This window comes from Streptomyces sp. bgisy130 (assembly GCF_057708345.1).
Genome location: NZ_JBYISA010000003.1, coordinates 295077 through 312520, shown reverse-complemented (window position 1 = coordinate 312520; position 17444 = coordinate 295077). Strand labels below are relative to the sequence as shown.

The window sequence follows — 17444 nt, the reverse complement described above, 5'->3', positions numbered from 1 at the left end:
GCCACCGTTGATTGTCATGTCCCTCATCGGGCTGCGCCCTACTATGCCGTCACTCCAGGACCGCCGGGCAACCAGGTCCCGGCCTTCAGGCCCGCCGCGCGTTCACTCTCCGCTGCGGAGCCTGTCGAGGTTCCGCGTGATGGCCTTCGTCTCCGCGATCAGCCGGTCGTGCGCCTGCTGCTGCTCTTTGCCGCCCTGCTCCTTGAATGCGCCGCTGAAGTGCGGCTTGAGCTGGGTCCACCAGCCGTAGTCCAGCATCGCCCAGGACTGCGGACACCACGGAGCGCGGGTTTTCGGCAGGTAACCCGGGCCGACCAGGGGCCCGTAGTACCTCTTCGGGTCGCTCCCCTCCAGGTAGCAAAGGAAGTGGAAGACGCGTTGCTGGGTGACGGGGTGGTCGCTGGAGAGCCCTTCCAGCGTCAGCCGGCCCTCCTCGCGGGCGATCTCGTCGAAGAGGAGGGCGGCTGCCAGCGACGGCTCGGGACCGACCTCGTTGACGGTGTAGAACGACGCGAATCCGTCGGCGGCGTCCTCCTCCAGGCCGAGGTTCGCCAGCAGCAGCTGCCGCTGCAAGGCATGCCCCATCTCGTGGCCGAAGATGAACTGGGTCGACAGCGCGGTCAGGTCGTCGGCATCGAACTTGTCGGCGGGAAACAGCGCGGGCCGCTTGACGGTCCTGACCACGGTGCCGAGGGCCTTTTCGATCTGGGCCAGGAACGACGGGGGCACAAAGATCGTCCTGCCATCGGGCTGGGTGACCGCATCCGTCACGCCCGGCGGGACCCGGTCGGTGACCTTCACGACCAGCTCATGCGGGAGCGCGAGCGAGGCGTTCACCCAGTCGGCGGTCTGCTCCAGCACCCGGGACCTCCGGACCACCGCCACGGCGTGCCGGTTCTTCGGCTGGATCGCCTTGTCCTGGTAGACGACGGTGACCTTGCCGCTCGCGTCGTCCTTGCCACCGTCGTCGCCGCTGCCGCACGAGGCGACCGCGAAGCCCGCGAGGAGCAGCGCCCCCGCCGAAGCAGCCCGCCTCCTGGCCGGGGACCCACCACTGCGCAGCACCCTGGTCAGCCCTTTCCTCGGTCAAGGTGTGCGGGCGGACGGTTGCCCTTCCGGGGTCTTCGGAGCCACCTGCCGGAGGCGATGCCGGAGCCACGGCCCGAACCTGACATCCGGATTATGAGCGATGAGGCAATTCACCACAATTACCCATTTATGAGGTGTTTCGCCCTACGGGCAGGGCCGAGTATCCGCGGAAGCACTCACGCCCGCTCCCCATGCAGGAGCGGCCCGGCCGTGACGCAGGCCGGGCCGCTCCGTGGTGGCACTCAGGCGCGGGGGTTCGGCCGGCCGGCCTCGCAGATGGTGCGGTCCACGCTGCTGCCGCGGTACTTGCGCACCCCGAGCTCCAGGTACTGGATTCCGTCCCGGTCGTAGATCGACGGAGTGCTCCAGTGGGTCTCGCCGCTGCGGACGTGCCGCCATGGGGTCGCGCTCGTGTGGCCCTTCTTGTCGGTCCACACGATCCGGACGGCCGGGTGCCGTCCGTCGGACTTGGTGTCCTTGCCCCGGAGGGTGACCGAGCGGATCTCGTTCCGGCTCTTCCAGTTCCATGCGGCGCTGCCCTTGCCGCCGCTCCCCGAGCAGGACAGCTTCACCGATGCTGCGGCCGTCGCCGGGGCCGTGGTGGCCGCGGCCGGAACGGCGGTGGCCGGCACCGTGACGGCGACGGCCGCCAGAGTGGCGGCGGCGAACGTCATCCCCCGTGTACGCACAAGAAACTCCTTCATTGGTCAGTTCGCGGTCCGGCCGGGGCCGGACCCACCCCGTGTGGGTTGCTTCAAGAAAGAGATACCGCAGCTGTGTTCCGCCGGCACAGATGATTCGAGGAGCCTCGAAAGTCGGTCTAGCGGCGAGCCGTCCGCGGGTCCCGGTGGGCCGCGGCGGGCCGGCTCGTTCCGTAGCGGAAGTCCTGGAGCTGTTCTGCCGTGGGGTACCACTGTTTGCGGCAACGGCAGCACCACCAGCGCCAGTTGTCCCAGTCGGTGTTGGTGTGCGCGGTGTCCTTCCACAGCCGGTCGTCGCAGTCGGGTGTGGGGCAGGTCGGCGGCAGCGGCATGGCGGGCCTTTCGTCGGGACGGCTGCCCAGCCTTCTGGGCCGGGCGCCGCGCCGTGCGGTGGTTCGCCACCCGCCACCCGAACGGGTAAGGCCGACGCGCAAGGCCCCCAAAACGCGCTCGCGGGCAGCCGCACACACCGTGCGACTGCCCGCGGGGTTCCGCGCTTCCCGTGCGGCTACTTCTTAGTGAGCCACTTCTTCCAGACCTCCGGGTGCTTGTCCACCCAGCGCTTCGCCGCCTCGTCGGCGGACAGACCGCCCGAGGCGATCGACTCGGAGACCTCGTTCTGGTCGTCCTTGGTCCACTTGAAGTTCTTCAGGAACGCCGCGGCACTGCCGCCCTTCTTGGCGAATTCCGTGTTGAAGTACTTCTGGAGGGGCGTGGTCGGATAGGCACAGTCGATGGACGTGGGGTCCTTGGTGCCCTTCTCCGCACAGGCATCGGTGTACTTGGGGAGCTTGACCTCCTCCATCGGCACCTGGTTGAAGAGCCACTGCGGCTCGTACCAGTACGTCAGGAAGGGCTTCTTCTGCTTGGCGAACTGCTGGATCTGGGTGATCTGCGCCGCCTCGGAGCCCGCGAAGACGACCTCGTAGTTGAGCTTGAGGTTCTTCACCAGCGCCTTGTCATTGGTGACGTAGGACGGCGAACCGTCCATCAGCTGGCCCTTGTTGCCGCTCTCCGAGGTCTTGAGCTGGTCGGCGAACTTGTTGAGGTTCTTCCAGTCCGTGACCTCGGGGTGCTTGTCGGCCCAGTACTTGGGGACGTACCAGCCGATGTGGCCGGTGACGCCGTTGCCGCCACCCGCGGTGATCGTCTTCTTGTCCTTGACGTACCGCTGTTCCTGCTCGGGGTGGCCCCAGTCCTCCAGGATCGCGTCGACCCGGCCCTGGCTGAGGGCGTCCCAGGCGGGGATCTCGTCCACCTGGACGGTGTCGACGTGGTAGCCCATCTTCTGTTCGAGAAGGTACTTGGCGACCGCGACATTGGACTGGGCGCCGACCCAGGTCTGCACCGACAGGGTGACCGACTTCGAGCCCTTGGCCGCCGCGAACGGCGAGGACTGCTTGGTCATGTCGGACTTGCCGCAGGAGGACAGGGAGAGGGCGAGGACCGCCGTGCCGGCCAGCGCGGCCGTCCCGATGGTCATGGTGCGCTTACGGGACATGGTCAGGCTCCCTTCCCCGTCGTGCGGCGTTCCGTGGGCTGGGTGACCCGGTCGAGCATCAGGCCCAGGCACACGATGGCCACACCCGCGACCAGGCCGAGGGCCAGGTCTCCGGTGGCGAGGCCGGTGACGACGTCGTAGCCGAGGGCACCGCCGCCCACCAGACCGCCGATGATGACGACGGCGAGGACCAGTACCACGCCCTGGTTGACGGCCAGCAGCAGGGCGGGCCGGGCGAGCGGGAGCTGGACCTGGCGGAGGATCTGCCAGCGGGTGGCACCGAGGGACTTCGCCGATTCCATGGCGGCGGGGTCCACCTGGCGCAGGCCCTGGGTGGTGATGCGGATGACGGCCGGCAGGGCGTAGACCACGGCAGCGGCGGCGGCCGGGGCGCGGCCCACGGCGAAGAGCGCGACGACCGGGATCAGGTATACGAACTGCGGCATGGTCTGCATGACATCCAGGACCGGGCGCAGGATCGCTTCGAGGCGCTTGCTGCCCGCCGCCAGGACGCCGACGCCGAAGCCCAGCACCAGGGTCACCACCAGCGCGGCGAGCACCTGGGAGAGGGTGTTCATCGACGGCTTCCACACGCCCAGCACACCGATGGCGGCCATCGCGAGGACGGCGGTCAGCGCGGTGCGCCAGGTGCCGATGAGCCAGGCCAGCGCGGCGACGATGAGCAGCGTGCCGTACCAGGGCAGCGCGGTCAGACCGTCCCGCAGCGGGTTGAGCACCCAGTCGGTGAAGTGCGCGGCCCAGTCGGCGGTGCCGCCGATGACCGGGACTCCGGAGTAGAGGTGGTCGACCATCCACTCCTTGAAGTCGTTGACGGGGCGGGCCAGGTCCACGGCCCAGGCACCCGGCCAGACCAGCGAGCCGGACAGCCGGCCGGCCAGCGCGAGGACGGCGGTGACCACGGCGATGCCGGTCCAGGCCTGCCAGCCGCGCAGCCACGCCGGGCCGGTGGTGGTGTCGGAGCCGAGACGCGCACCGGCCGCGGCCGTGGTGCGGTCCATGACGATGGCCAGCAGCACGATCGGGATGGCGGCGGCGAGCGCGGCACCGACGTCGACCGAGGCGAGCGCCTGGTAGACGCGGTCACCGAGACCGGCGGCGCCGATCATCGAGGCGATCACGACCATGGACAGCGCCATCATGATCGACTGGTTGACGCCGAGGAGGAGTTCCTTACGGGCCAGCGGGAGGCGGGCGGTCAGCAGCCGCTGCCGGCCGGTGGCACCGAGCGAGGAGACGGCCTCCAGGACGCCCGGGTCGGCGCTGCGCAGACCCAGCGCGGTCAGCCGCGCCATCGGCGGCGCCGCGTAGATGACGGTGGCCAGCAGCGCGGCGGGGACGCCGATGCCGAAGACCAGCACGACGGGCAGGAGATAGGCGAAGGCCGGCAGCACCTGCATGGTGTCGAGGACCGGGCGCAGCAGCCGGAAGAGCCGCTCGGACAGTCCCGCGGCCAGGCCGAGCAGGGCGCCGACGACGACCGAGGCGGCGACCGCCACGACCATCAGCGCGAGCGTCTGCATGGTCGGGACCCACATCCCCAGCAGACCGCTGACCAGGAAGGAGATCAGTGCGGTGGCGGCGATGCGGACACCGGCCACCCGCCAGGCGATCAGCGTGACGCCGGCCGTCACACCCGTCCAGCCGAGCGCGAGCAGCAGCAGATAGACGGCGCGTACGGAGATGACCACGGCGTTGGAGAGGTGGCCGAGGAAGTAGACGAACAGCCAGTGGCTGTCGCGGTTGTCGATGATCCAGTCGCTGGTCTTGCCGAGCGGGCCGGAGACATCGACGGTCAGCGAGGACGGCCAGGCGGCGCCGTACTTGGTGGCCAGCAGCGGGACGAGGACGGCCGCGGCGACGACGAGCAGCAGGAGCTTGGCGAGGCCACGACGCTGGAGCAGGAGCTGGGCCGGGCCCTTGGGGGTGTCGACGCCGAGGGTGCCGCGCGCGGAAACCGGGGTTGCGGTGCTCATGCGCGCCCCCGCTTCACGGTGCCGGTGGGCACATTGAGCGCGGCGCAGCGCTGGGCCTCGCGCCAGTGGCGCAGCCAGGAGGCGCGCAGCCGGGCGCGGGGCGTGGCGGCGGGAGCTCTGGAGCCGACGGCGCGGAGGGCGCCGCCGCGGGTGGTCGCGGTGTACATCAGGCAGCCACCTCGCCGTGCTGCGGGCTGTCGACCCGGGCGACCACGTTCAGCAGACAGGCGTGGTCGACGATGCCCACACAGCGGCCGTCGTCGACGACCCGGGCCGCGCCGCCGGAGCGGGCGACGGCCTCGATGGCGTCGGAGATCAGGGTGTCGGGGCTGAGCGCCGGACCCTGGTCGGCCTCGCCGTCCTCCACCGGGCGCATCGCGCGGCGGACGGTCAGCACCTGCTCGCGCGGGACGTCCCGGACGAAGTCGCGGACGTAGTCGTCGGCCGGGGAGCCGACGATCTCCTCGGGGGTGCCGAGCTGGACGATCTCGCCGTCGCGCATCAGGGCGATCCGGTCACCGACCCGCAGCGCCTCGGCAAGGTCGTGGGTGATGAAGACCATGGTGCGGCCCTCTTCGCGGTGCAGGCGGACGACCTCTTCCTGCATATCGCGGCGGATGAGGGGGTCCAGGGCGCTGAACGGCTCGTCGAAGAGCAGGACCTCGGGGTCCACGGCGAGCGCGCGGGCCAGGCCGACGCGCTGCTGCTGACCGCCGGAGAGCTGCCCGGGGCGGCGCTTCTCCATCCCGGCCAGGCCGACCTTGTCGACCATCTCGTTGGCCTTCGAGCGGCGCTCCGTCTTGCCCATGCCCTGGATCTCCAGGCCGTAGGCGACGTTGTCGACGACGGTGCGGTGCGGCAGCAGGCCGAAGTGCTGGAAGACCATGGCGGCGCGGCGGCGGCGCAGTTCGCGCAGCGTGGTGCGGTCCATGGCGCGGACGTCCTCGCCGTCCATCTCCAGCTCGCCGCTGGTCGGCTCGATCAGCCGGGTCAGACACCGTACGAGGGTGGACTTGCCGGAGCCGGACAGGCCCATGACGACGAAGACCTCGCCCTTGTGGACGTCGAAGGAGACATCGCGGACGGCCGCCACACAGCCGGTCTTCTCCCGCAGCTCCTGGGCGCTCAGCTTCTTCACCGAGGAGTCGCCGGGGATGCGGTCGGCCTTGGGGCCGAAGACCTTCCAGAGGTTGCGGACGGAGAAGACGACCTCACGGGCGTCCTGCTCGTTCTCGGCGGCTTTGCGGGCGTTGGGTATCTCGGATGCGCCGGCGGAGGTGGTAGCCATCACGCATCACCTCCTTGGGTCGGAGCCTTATGGAGCAGTTCAGCGCACTTCTCCCCCACCATGAGCACGCCCAGCATCGGGTTGACCGCGGGCATCGTCGGGAAGACGGAGGCGTCGGCGATACGGATGCCGGACAGCCCACGGATTTTCAACTCGGGGTCGACGACGGCGAGTTGGTCGTCAGTGGCGCCCATCTTGCAGGTGCCGGCCGGGTGGTAGACGGTGTGGGCCGCCTTGCGCACCAGCTCGCTGATCTCCGCGTCGTCGGTGACCTCGGGGCCGGGGAAGACCTCCCGCTTGAGCCACTTGGCGAACGGCTCGGCCTGGGCGATCTTGCGGGCCAGCTTGACGCCGTCGACCAGGGTCTGGCCGTCGTAGTCGTCCTCGTCCTCGAAGTAGCGGAAGTCCAGGGCCGGCTTGGCCTCGGGGTCCGCGGAGGTGAGGTAGAGGCGGCCGCGGGAGCGGGACTTGGGGATGTTCGGGGTCATCGACACGCCGTGCTCGGGGCGCTCGTAGCCCAGCCGCTCAGGGTTGTCGGTGAAGGGGATCTGGTAGAAGTGGAACATCAGGTCGGGGCCCTTGTGCTCCGGGTCCCGCTTGACGAAGAGGCCCGCGTCGGAGTCCATCGCGGAGTTGCCCGGGATCGGACCGTTGGTCTCCCAGACGATCACCGACTCCGGGTGGTCGATCAGGTTCTCCCCGACGCCCGGCAGGTCGAGCACGCAGGGCAGACCGAGCGCTTCCAGGTCCTTCTTCGGCCCGATGCCGGAGTGCATCAGCAGCCGCGGGGTGTCGACCGCACCGGCGCAGACCAGCACCTCACGGGCGGCCTCGACGTAGACCTCTTCGCCGTCCTTCGTGCGGACGTGCACGCCCTTGGCGGTGGTGCCGTCCAGCTCCAGCTTGTGCGCCCAGGTCTCCAGCATCAGCGTGAGGTTCGGGCGGTCACCGGCCTCCATGTGCGGGTGGAGGTAGGCGACCGAAGCGGAGGAGCGCTTGTTGTTCTCCGGGTGGTAGGAGAGGTCGAAGAAGCCGACGCCCTCGTCGAAGGGCTTGTCGTTGAAGCCGACGACCTCCGGGACGCCGAGCGCCGTCTTGGTGGCCTCGATCCAGTCGGTGGCGATCTGGTTCTGGTCCTTCTTCGCCACCCGCACGATGTTGTTGCGCAGCTTGCCGAAGTAGGGGTCCATCTCCGCGGCGTTCCAGCCGGTGGCACCCGCCGCTTCCCACTCGTCCCAGTCGGACGGCAGCGGCTTGAAGGAGATCAGCGTGTTGTGCGAGGAGCACCCGCCGAGCACCTTGGCGCGGCTGTGCAGGATGTGCGAGTTGCCGCGCGGCTGCTCGGTGGTCGTGTACTCGTAGTCGAGGTCACCGCCGAGCAGGCCGAGCCACTTGCGCAGCGTCAGCACGTCCTCGCGGTCGATGTCGGACGGGCCACCCTCGATCACGGCGACGGTGACGTCCGGGTCCTCGGTGAGGCGGGAGGCGATGACGGAACCGGCGGTGCCGCCGCCGACTACGACATAGTCATACACAGGCATTGGGGGTGCTCCTTCTTACAACGTGCGTGGTGCGGGTGGTGCCAGTGAGGCGGGGGTGTCAGCCCGCGAACCAGCGCACCGGCTCCGGCCGGAGGTTTTCGTAAATGTGCTTGCTCTCGCGGTACTCGTCCAGACCCGCGGGGCCCAATTCCCGTCCGATGCCGGACTTGCCGAAGCCGCCCCACTCCGCCTGCGGGAGGTAGGGGTGGTAGTCGTTGATCCAGACCGTGCCGTGCCGCAGCCGGGCGGCGACCCGGCGGGCGCGCGCGGTGTCGGCGGAGAAGACCGCGCCGGCCAGGCCGTACTCGGTGTCGTTGGCGAGCGCCACGGCCTCGTCCTCGGTGGTGAAGGTCTCCACCGTCAGGATCGGGCCGAAGGTCTCCTCACGGACCACCTTCATCTCGCGGTGGCAGCCGTCGAGCACGGTCGGCGCGTAGAAGTAGCCGGTGGCCGGGCGAACGGCGGACGGCTCCGGGCGGGCGCCGCCGCAGCGCAGCTGGGCACCCTCGGCCAGGGCGGAGGCAACATACGCCTCGACCTTGTCGAGCTGCTGCTGGGAGACCAGCGGACCGCACTCGACACCGTCCTCGGTGCCCCGGCCGAGCTTGATCTTCTCGGCGCGGCGGGCGAGCTCGGAGACGAAGCGGTCGCGCACCGACTCCTCGATGATCAGCCGGGCACCGGCCGAGCAGACCTGGCCGCTGTGGATGAACGCGGCGTTCAGCGCCTGGTCAACGGCGGTGTCGAAACCTTCTTCGGTAGCGCAGGCGTCGGCAAAAACCACATTGGGGTTCTTGCCGCCCAGCTCCAGGGCGATCTTCTTGGCGCCGGAGACCGCCGCCGCGCCCGCCTTCGTCCCGCTGATGAGACCGCCCGTGAAGGAGAACAGGTCGACGTCCGGGTGCTCGGCGAGCCGCTGGCCCACCGGCAGCCCCGCACCGGTGACGATGTTGGCGACCCCGGCCGGCAGCCCGGCCTCGACCAGCAGCTTGACCAGGTGCACGGTCGACAGCGGGGTGACCTCGCTGGGCTTGATCACAAAAGTGTTGCCGGCCGCGAGGGCCGGCGCGATCTTCCAACTCGCCTGGAGCAGCGGGTAGTTCCACGGCGTGATGAGCGAGCAGACACCCACCGGCTCATGCACGATCACGCTGTGCACGTCGGGCGAACCCGCGTCGACGACCCGGCCGCCGCTCTCGTTCATCACCAGGTCGGCGAAGTACCGGAAGGCGTTGGTGACGTCATCGACGTCGACCCGGCCCTCCTCCAGCGTCTTGCCGGTGTCCCGGCTCTCGATGAGGGCGATCTCCTCGCGGTCGCGCTGGAGCAGGTCGGCGACCCGGCGCAGCAGCGCGGCGCGCTCGGCGACGGGGGTACGGGGCCAGGCGCCCTCGTCGAAGGCCCGGCGGGCGGCCGCGACCGCCGCGTCGACGTCCTCGGCACCGCCCTCGGCCACCAGCTGGAGCGTCGTCGCGTCGGCGGGGTCGAGGACCTCCCGCGTTTCGCCGGCTGCGGCGGCCTGCCACACCCCGTCTACGTGAATGGTCTCGATTGACGACACGTCGTTCTGCCTTCCGGTTACCGATCTCGTACGCACTGGTGCAACCACTGGCATCACCAGCAACGTGGACCCCTCCCCGGAAGCGGCGGACCTATGCCCAAACGTTCATGGAAAGTGACTCGACTCACTGAACGTGCGGCGTAATGCCCAGGTACGTACCCTGAATAGCCGTATGTCCCAGGCTGCTTTTCCCCTCGGGACCGGAGGTACCCAGATGACCAGCAGACGGCGTGCCGCCACCGCCACCGCGGCCCTGACCTGCGGGGCAGCCCTGATCGCCGGGCCGGCCTGCACCGGCGCCGCGGCGGCCGAGGATCCGGACGGCGGCGAGGGCGACCTCGCCAACAAATCGGCCCAGCAGATCTCCGACGACTCCCTCCACCAACTGGTCGCCGCGAAATCGCTGCGTTTGCGCACCCAGACCAGTGCTGATCCCACCAAACTCGACCTCACCCTCGACCAGGCCGGCAACTGCACCGGCGCCATCAGCAAGGGCGAGCTCGGCCGCGTCGAGCTCGTCAAACGCGGGAACCAGGTCTGGATGAAGCCGGACGCCGCCTTCTGGAAGAGCCAGCTGCCCGGGAACGAGGGCCGCGACGCCGCCGAGAAATACAAGGACACGTTCCTGCACGGCACCACCAAGGACACCTTCCTCGGCAACCTCTCCGCGGCCTGCGACCTCAGGGCGTTCCAGAAGTCCGCCATACCCCCGAAGAACCCGCCCTCCGGCGCCCCCTCGGCCGCGCCCACCCTCACCAAGGGCCGCCCCACCACCCACGAGGGCACCCGCGTCCTCCCCGTCGTCAAGAAGGCCCAGGGCGCCGTCCAGACCCTCTACGTGGCCATCGCCGGCAAGCACTACCCCCTGAAACTCACCGCCGAGGTCGACCACCAGACCGGCACCATCCTGCTCAGCAACTACAACACCCCGGTCTCCGCGAGGACCCCGGCACCTGGCGACACGGCCGATATCTCGGTACTGGAGGACCGGCTCCAGGGGTCGCAGAGCGCGTGACGCTTGAGTGCACTGTGTGCGGTACGTAACTGTTCGTACATACGTATCGTTGAACCGTGCGGCTGCCCGCGGCGCGCGGGCAGCGGGGAGGAGCGGCACGGTGACCATCGAACTGACCGACAGGACCGAGATGGCCAGTGGTAGCGAGCTGGACGACATGTTCGAGCGGCTGGAGCAGATGCACATCCCCCCGGGCTACAAGGCTGAGATCGTCGAGGGGACCATCTACATGGCGCCGCAGCGGGGCACGCACTGGGAGACGATCCTGGACATCGTCGAACATCTGCGTACGCGGTATCCGAAGAAGCGCGTGCTGTCCGACGTGCGCATCGACTTCCCCGGCCATCTGAACGGGTTCGCCTCCGACGTGGTGGCGCTGGCCGAAAACGCCACCAAAAACGACAAGGGCCGCCCGCGCTATCAGGACATCGAGTTCATCGCCGAGGTCATTTCCGAGAGCACCGGCAAGAACGACTACGGCCCCAAGAAGACGGCCTACGCTCTCGCCGAGGTCCCCGTCTACATGATCGCCGACCCCTACCTCGGCCGGTGCCGCGTCTTCACCGACCCGCAGGACGGCGACTACAAGCTCGACCTCACCGTCGCTTACGGCACACCCGTAGACCTCACCCACACGGTCGTCGGAATCACCTTCTCCACCGAAGAGTTCCCCAGGGACTGACCCCACGGGCCGACGGCCTCCCGTCCCCTCACGCGGCCCATGCGGCCAAGTGGAGGCCCCGTGAAGGGTGTGACGTTTTCGGGATCACCGGCGCTTCTTCATATGCGAGTTCGAATCCCGGGCTCGCATACTCCGGGGCCCTCGGGCCTCGTCACGGAAGGAGCGTACGTGCGGATTTCACGCACTGCGTTGTCTCTCGGTCTTGCTGTCGCGGTGAGCCTGCCCCTTATGGGCAGCGCGTCCGCGGCGGCCCCCTTCGCTTCGGAGAGCTCCGGCAGCCTGAGCGAGGACAGGCTGCTGGTGTCCGAGCGGACCAGCGATTACCGCCGGACCGTGGAAATGAACCCCGCCGACGGAGCGGCCACCCGCACCGTCGCGGACGGCCTGGACGGCGTCTACTCCCCCAGCGGCTCCCAGGTCGCCTACATCCGCTACGGCGACACCTGCGTCCCGCAGGCCGAGGGCTGCACCTACCGCCCCGACCTGATGACGGCCACGGCGAGCGGCGCCAACCAGCATGTCCTGGTCCCGGGGATCGAGAGCGAGACCGGAGAGGTGTATGTCGCCAATCCGGACTGGGCTCCGAACGGCAAGCGCCTCGTCTTCGACTCCCCCCGCGGCATCGAATCGATCAACGCGGACGGAACCGGGGCCGAGACGCTGACCACCTCGGGGCTCCGCGCCACGTTCTCCCCCGACGGCAACCGGATCGCCTACCTCCGCACCACCTCGTACGAGGGCCCCGACGGCACCGAGTACGGCACGGATGTGTTTGTCATGGACCTCACCACCCGGGAGAGCCAGCAGGTCACCACCGACCACCAGGCCGTGTCGACCCCGGCCGACTGGTCCCCGGACGGCCGGCACCTCGTCTACGGCGGACGGTACGGGCTGAAGACCGTCGACCTCGCAACCGGTGCGCAGACGGACCTCTACGACGCCACCTGGCCCGGCGCCCTCACGGACGTCAGGACCCCGGTGTACTCCCCGGACGGCACCCGTATCGCCTTCTCCGGCTGGGACGACGCCACGGCGACGCGGCGCATCTACACCGTCGACGCGGACGGCAGCCACCTCCGGACCGTCGCCGAGACCGGCGGGACCCTGACGGACTGGGTCGGCAAGTAGCCCCCAGGTGACACCGCGCCGGGCCCGGTGGGGTGACGCCCCGCCGGGCCCGGCCTTTCGCAGGGCCTCCGGGTCAGCTAACGGCCGGGTGTCACCCGCGCTGCCGAACCAAAGGGGCCGCGGCCGGCCGGCCGGACGACAATGCAGGCATGGCTGACACAGCGGCGAAAGCAGTGCTCGAAGGCGGCCCCGAGGAGCTGCCCGAGCGGATCGTGCCGATCGATCCGCCCGGTACCGAGCTGAAGATCCCGTTCCGTAACGGCTATGAACACTTCCGGGCCACCAGCCGGCAGCAGAACACCTCCGAGGGGGCGCTGCCCGTCTACGAGTGGTGGGAGCGCACGGAGCTGCCCGGATAGCGAGGCGCCGGGCGCAGGCACCGCTCAGGTGTGGGGAACGAAGGTCCGCAGCGCGATCTCCTGGGTCTGCTCCTGCTCCGGCCAGTCGTCCTCGGCGCCCAGGACGAGCACGGCGAACTGGCGGCCGTCGGCGGCGGTGAAGGCACAGTCGACGACCTTGACGCGTACCCCGAGCCGCTTGCTGTCATAGGCGTAGACCAGTTGGTTGGCATCTATGCCCGGCCCCGGGAAACCGAGCGGTTCGAGGCTGATCTCGCGGTAGCCGGGGTTGGCGGACAGGCCCTGGGATGCCTGCCGGAGGGCCTCGCGCGGGGTGATTTCGGGGTCGGTGATCTCGAAGATCTGCACCAGTCCGCGATCGTCCGGCGCGGTGTAGAACACCCCGGTCTCGCGCTCGCTGCGCGTCCAAGTACCGGGCACCGCGAGGGTGAAGCCCTTCTTGTCGTGGGCGAGGCGGAAGCCGTCCGGCAGGTCGGTGAGGGTGGGTGCGGGCGTGACGCTGTCCGGGGCGCCGGTGGACTGCCCGGTGGCCGTACGGGACGGGGCGGATGCCTTGCTGCGGGCCGGCGGGTGAGCGGCGGCCGGATCGTCGTCGTGCCCCCAGAGCAGATAGCCGGCGCCGATGACCGCCGCGATCACGGCCACCGCCGCCCCGGCGACCAGCCCCGTCCGATGCCGGGCACCGGGGGCGTAGGCGGGGCCTGCTTCGGGAGGGAGATACGGGTCGGTGGTGTAAGGGTCGGTGGTGTGCGGGTTGGTGGTGTACCAGTCGGTGGTGTGCGGGTCGGTGGCGGGATCCGGTAAGCCGCCGGCGGACGAGCTCGGGTGCGGGTAGGGGTAGGTGCTGCGCGGTGCGGCGGATGGCGGGGGCGGGTCGGCCGGAGGCGCGGCGGACGGGGGCGCGGCGGCCCCGCCGTCTTGGGGACCGCCGTCCTGGGGCCCGCCCGCCGACGGCGTGAAGGACGGCCGGGGCGGCATCGGGCCCGTGTAGGGGGCGGGCGGTGGGGTGTCGTTCTCCCAGCGCTGGGTTTCGCTGTTCCAGCGGGGCCGGCCGCCGCGCTTCATCGTCAGCCTCCCGCCAGTGCCGCGACCGCCTGGCTCACCGCGGCGCCGGAGGCCAGCAGGCCCACCACCGCACCGGCGTCCGCGAGCGCCGTACGGAGCCGGGACAGCCGTCCGGGCCCGGCCGCGCCGCGGTCCGCGATCTCCGTCTCGGTTTCGGCGAGTTCCCCGCTCAGGGCGGTGATCTGCGGGCTCTCCACCGCCCGGGACAGATCGTCGCGCAAGGCGCGGACGGCACGCAGCAGTTCCTCCTGCGCCGGGTCCACCGCCGGTCCGGCCGGGCCCTCGTGGTGAGTCACCGTGTTGTGGTCGCCAATGGCGAAGGCACCCCGGACGCTGCCGATGTGGATGCCGTTTCCGCGCTCGTCAGCCCTTGCCACGCTTGGCACTTCCCTTCGTCCCGTTCCCGCGCGGGGGTGCGGAGTGGTGGTTGATCGTGTTGTGGTCGCCGATGCCGACGGCGCCCTGTGCGGATTCGACGTACACGCCGCCCTCGGCGACATGCACGACCCGCTGCTCGAACTCGTCGGTCTGGTAACCCGCCTCGCGCAGCGCCGTGGTCACCCCGGCCGCCACCCGCTGCTGAATGGTCTTCAGATAGCGGGCGACGTCCATGTCCTGGAAGAGCGAGGACTCGCCGAACGAGCCCAGCTCGCGTACGGCGCCGCCGGGGCCCTCGGGCAGTGCCCCGCCGTGCCCCCCGGTGGCCAGCCGCCAGGCCGACAACAGGCCGCGGGCCAGCGTGCCGAGGGCGTGCCCGGCGGAACGGGGCGTATGGGCCAGCGCCCAGACCGCCTTGCCGAAGTGGTGATGGTGCCGGTACCGGTGGGCGATCCGGTCGGCGTCCTGGAAGGGCTGCCGCAGCGGCCACAGCACATGCGGGGCGACCTCCAGCATCAGCATCCCGCCCTGGGTGTGCACCCGTACGAAGACCGTGGTGACGATGCCCTCGTTCCAGCCGCCGACCCGGATGCGCAGGAAGTGCCGCCGGGTCTCGCCGCCCTCCTCGACCGCGCCGGCCCGGTGCTCCTCGAAGGCGTCCGGGGCGTACGGCGCCGCCTCCCGGCTCGGCAGCCCCTCGGCCGGCAGGAAGACACACTCGTCGATCTCCAGCGCGCGCAGCCGGTCGCGGACCGCGGCCGCGGACGCCGGCGAACCGTGCGGCGACGGCACCCGCAGCGCCGCCACCAGCGGCACGATCCGGGCCAGGATGGCGCTGTTGTCCAGCGGTTCGGCGACGCGGTCGGCGCGCGGGTTCAGCTCCACCGACAGCGACCAGGTCTTGTACGGCTGGCCGGCACCGCAGAACGGGTTGGCCGCCCGGTACATCACCAGCGGCCCGTGCTGCTCGGTCCGCACCCGGTCCCGCAGCCGCAGGAAGCGGTAGCTCTCGGAGCGCTCGGCGGGGTCGGACCGGACGTCGGGGAAGCGTTCCCGGGACAGCTCGTGCGCCAGCACCCGGGCGAACTGCCCGCGTTGCAGGGCGACCAGGAGGGCCAGGACCAGCGGCAGCAGCAGCGCGATCCACACCCCGATCAGCAGGCCGGACGCGTGGGTGGCGCCGAAGCCGCCGTCGCTGCCGTAGGGGCTGTCCCACGGGCTTGAGTCGTGGGAGCCGTATTCGTCCGAGGAGTCGTCGCCCGTCAGGGAGTTCAGCACGTCCGGGAGCACCCGGCTGAACAGCCATCCCGGGCCCAGGATGGCGAGCCCGCCGACGACCGCCGCCACCAGCAACGACACATAGAAGAAGGCGAGCGTCAGCCGCCCGTACCAACGCAGGACGAAGGCGAGGAAGCGAGCCGGTCCCGGCAGCACCGGAGACCGGCGGACGATACGGGCCAGCGCCATGAGGACAACGGGGAAGACATAGACCCCCGCGAGCCCGGAGGACAGCGGGAGGGCCACGATCCACAGCGCCAGGATCCCCGCCGCCCAGCCCAGCTGGAGCCGCCGGGCGCGCAGCGCATGGGCCAGCACGCGGGCGGCGTCGATGCCCAGGGAGGGTGCGGCGAACCGCTCCTCGTGGACGTACAGCTCGTCGATGACCGCGTCACGGAAGCTGTCGTCCATGTACGTGCCCGCGCACAGCAGCCGGGTGGCATCGCTGGCGCCCGGCGGGGTCGGGGGAAGCGGCCCCGGGGGCGGGACGCCGTCCGGCTTCCCCAACCGCGGCGGACCGCCGGATTCACCGTGCTGCGCAGGCACATCCGTCCGAGTCATCGGCTTCCCCCATCAGCACACCAACGAGCCGTCGCCGAGGGCCTGTTGAGCAGGCGGGCTGCCGTTGTCGGCCACGGCGGCGCAGAACCCGCAGCATAAGGGAGTGGAGCGCTCCGTGTCAGCGCGATAACCCAAGGTTGCCGTGGGTCAGACAGCCGCGGGGAACTCCCCGTTCTTGAGCGCGGTGACGAAGGACGACCAGCCGCCCGTCGGGAAGACCAGTACGGGGCCGTCAGGGTCCTTGCTGTCACGGACGGGGACGGCGTCGGGGATATCGGGGGCTATTTCGATGCAGTTGCCGCCGTTGTTGTCGCTGTAACTGCTCTTGATCCACATCGCTGTACCCACCTGGTGCTTGCCCATGGTCCCCGTACCCTTCCATGAAGTCGCCGATCAGAGCGGCGGATTCGGGGGCTGACAGAGCATCCGCCCGGAGCACATCATAGGTCTGGGTCTGACGGACGTAGACAGCCGGATCGTTGTTGAAATGGCCGCGGTCCAGCGACTCCGAGTACACCCACCGCCCGTTGGGCAGTTCGATCAGCGACATGGAACCCCTGGGGCGAACGAGCCCGAAGAGGCGCGCCGGAGCCACCTGGATACGGATGTTGGGCCGTTGTCCGACCCACAGCAGATGCGCGCACTGGTCACGCATGACCTCCGGGCTCCCCACCGCATTGCGCAGACAGCTCTCGTCCAGGACAGCTATGTACAGCGGGCCGTCATCCGTCAGGAAACGCGGCTGGCGGCTCAGCCTGGCTCGGACTCGCTCCTCCACCGCATCGCCACTCGCGATCTGCGAGAACAGCGCGTGCGCATAGCCGGGCGCCTGCAACAGGCCAGGAATAACCCGCTCTTGATACTCCCGCAGCGCCACCGCCTTCGCATCCATCTCTGCCCGCCGCTCGAACCAGTCCGGATGCTGCACCTCCGGATACCAGTCGATCCGCCCCCACAAACGCAGCAGCACGCCACCCGTCCGCAGCAGTTCGTCGCACTGCTTGGCGAACGTGTCCTGCGGTACGCGCGTGCCCGCCTCCACTCGGGCGACCTGCGAGCGGTCGCACGGGATCTTGTTCGCCAGCTCCTCCTGCGTGTAACCCGCCGCCTCCCGGAAGTGCCTCAGGACCTCCCCGAACACGGCGGCATTGGTGGCTGCCGGTCCACTCTCTGCATTGCGTCGTCGTCGGCTCACCGCATCCCCCTTGGTGCCAGAAGGTGAGTGTCACGCGTCTGACGTTGCGACCCGCACTACGGGGCGCAACGCTGAACACACCCAACGTAATGGGTGGGTCTGACAACT

At 70.0% G+C, this 17444-nt stretch carries 18 protein-coding genes; 4 read left to right on the top strand and 14 right to left on the bottom strand.

Features of this window, described 5'->3' with window-relative positions; all coding sequences use genetic code 11:
- Window positions 1-102: 102 nt before the first annotated feature.
- The 9 genes from AC3EUV_RS06595 to AC3EUV_RS06555 all read right to left on the bottom strand — a co-directional run bounded on the left by AC3EUV_RS06595 (window position 103) and on the right by AC3EUV_RS06555 (window position 9675).
- Window positions 103-1065, bottom strand: a complete 963-nt coding sequence (locus AC3EUV_RS06595) for a DUF4344 domain-containing metallopeptidase (protein ID WP_432141493.1) — start codon at window positions 1063-1065, stop codon at window positions 103-105.
- A gap of 266 nt (window positions 1066-1331) precedes the next feature.
- Window positions 1332-1778 (bottom strand): hypothetical protein, encoded by a 447-nt coding sequence (locus AC3EUV_RS06590; RefSeq protein WP_435602379.1) that lies wholly within the window; start codon window positions 1776-1778, stop codon window positions 1332-1334.
- A gap of 131 nt (window positions 1779-1909) precedes the next feature.
- The gene (locus AC3EUV_RS06585) at window positions 1910-2122 is read right to left on the bottom strand and encodes a hypothetical protein (RefSeq protein ID WP_387232716.1); all 213 of its coding nucleotides are present in this window, start codon (window positions 2120-2122) and stop codon (window positions 1910-1912) included.
- A gap of 176 nt (window positions 2123-2298) precedes the next feature.
- Window positions 2299-3291: an ABC transporter substrate-binding protein gene (locus AC3EUV_RS06580; protein ID WP_432141491.1), complete on the bottom strand. Its 993-nt coding sequence runs from the start codon at window positions 3289-3291 to the stop codon at window positions 2299-2301.
- 2 nt (window positions 3292-3293) lie between these two features.
- Entirely contained in the window at window positions 3294-5285 is a 1992-nt protein-coding gene (locus AC3EUV_RS06575; RefSeq protein ID WP_432141490.1) for an ABC transporter permease, read from the bottom strand.
- Entirely contained in the window at window positions 5282-5452 is a 171-nt protein-coding gene (locus tag AC3EUV_RS06570; RefSeq protein ID WP_386689162.1) for a hypothetical protein, read from the bottom strand. The genes AC3EUV_RS06575 and AC3EUV_RS06570 overlap by 4 nt, the downstream gene beginning before the upstream one ends.
- Window positions 5452-6573 (bottom strand): quaternary amine ABC transporter ATP-binding protein, encoded by a 1122-nt coding sequence (locus tag AC3EUV_RS06565; RefSeq protein WP_432141489.1) that lies wholly within the window; start codon window positions 6571-6573, stop codon window positions 5452-5454. The genes AC3EUV_RS06570 and AC3EUV_RS06565 overlap by 1 nt, the downstream gene beginning before the upstream one ends.
- Window positions 6573-8114, bottom strand: coding sequence for a GMC family oxidoreductase (locus AC3EUV_RS06560; protein WP_432141488.1), 1542 nt, complete (start codon window positions 8112-8114; stop codon window positions 6573-6575). Before AC3EUV_RS06560 ends, AC3EUV_RS06565 begins: the two co-directional genes overlap by 1 nt.
- A 58-nt stretch (window positions 8115-8172) precedes the next feature.
- Window positions 8173-9675: an aldehyde dehydrogenase family protein gene (locus AC3EUV_RS06555; protein ID WP_435602378.1), complete on the bottom strand. Its 1503-nt coding sequence runs from the start codon at window positions 9673-9675 to the stop codon at window positions 8173-8175.
- A 214-nt stretch (window positions 9676-9889) separates the two neighbouring features.
- Between AC3EUV_RS06555 and AC3EUV_RS06550 the strand changes: the two genes are divergently transcribed.
- The 4 genes from AC3EUV_RS06550 to AC3EUV_RS06535 all read left to right on the top strand — a co-directional run bounded on the left by AC3EUV_RS06550 (window position 9890) and on the right by AC3EUV_RS06535 (window position 12859).
- Window positions 9890-10690: a hypothetical protein gene (locus AC3EUV_RS06550; RefSeq protein WP_435602377.1), complete on the top strand. Its 801-nt coding sequence runs from the start codon at window positions 9890-9892 to the stop codon at window positions 10688-10690.
- A 100-nt stretch (window positions 10691-10790) separates the two neighbouring features.
- Complete coding sequence (locus AC3EUV_RS06545) at window positions 10791-11372, top strand: Uma2 family endonuclease (protein WP_432141485.1); 582 nt, start codon at window positions 10791-10793, stop codon at window positions 11370-11372.
- A gap of 213 nt (window positions 11373-11585) precedes the next feature.
- The gene (locus tag AC3EUV_RS06540; RefSeq protein WP_488187957.1) at window positions 11586-12500 is read left to right on the top strand and encodes a TolB family protein; all 915 of its coding nucleotides are present in this window, start codon (window positions 11586-11588) and stop codon (window positions 12498-12500) included.
- A 149-nt stretch (window positions 12501-12649) separates the two neighbouring features.
- The gene (locus tag AC3EUV_RS06535) at window positions 12650-12859 is read left to right on the top strand and encodes a DUF5988 family protein (protein ID WP_190146311.1); all 210 of its coding nucleotides are present in this window, start codon (window positions 12650-12652) and stop codon (window positions 12857-12859) included.
- A gap of 24 nt (window positions 12860-12883) precedes the next feature.
- On the opposite strand, the gene AC3EUV_RS06530 is transcribed toward AC3EUV_RS06535, so the two are convergent.
- The 5 genes from AC3EUV_RS06530 to AC3EUV_RS06510 all read right to left on the bottom strand — a co-directional run bounded on the left by AC3EUV_RS06530 (window position 12884) and on the right by AC3EUV_RS06510 (window position 17336).
- Window positions 12884-13924 carry a hypothetical protein gene (locus tag AC3EUV_RS06530; RefSeq protein WP_435602375.1) on the bottom strand — a complete coding sequence of 347 codons (1041 nt, stop codon included), beginning with the start codon at window positions 13922-13924 and terminating at the stop codon, window positions 12884-12886.
- Window positions 13925-13926: 2 nt separating this feature from the next.
- Complete coding sequence (locus AC3EUV_RS06525; RefSeq protein ID WP_432141482.1) at window positions 13927-14301, bottom strand: hypothetical protein; 375 nt, start codon at window positions 14299-14301, stop codon at window positions 13927-13929.
- The gene (locus AC3EUV_RS06520; RefSeq protein WP_435602374.1) at window positions 14288-16141 is read right to left on the bottom strand and encodes a hypothetical protein; all 1854 of its coding nucleotides are present in this window, start codon (window positions 16139-16141) and stop codon (window positions 14288-14290) included. Before AC3EUV_RS06520 ends, AC3EUV_RS06525 begins: the two co-directional genes overlap by 14 nt.
- Window positions 16142-16288: 147 nt before the next feature.
- Window positions 16289-16477, bottom strand: coding sequence for a DUF397 domain-containing protein (locus tag AC3EUV_RS06515; RefSeq protein WP_435602373.1), 189 nt, complete (start codon window positions 16475-16477; stop codon window positions 16289-16291).
- Entirely contained in the window at window positions 16389-17336 is a 948-nt protein-coding gene (locus AC3EUV_RS06510; protein ID WP_435602372.1) for a helix-turn-helix domain-containing protein, read from the bottom strand. The genes AC3EUV_RS06515 and AC3EUV_RS06510 overlap by 89 nt, the downstream gene beginning before the upstream one ends.
- Between the last annotated feature and the right edge of the window lie 108 nt (window positions 17337-17444).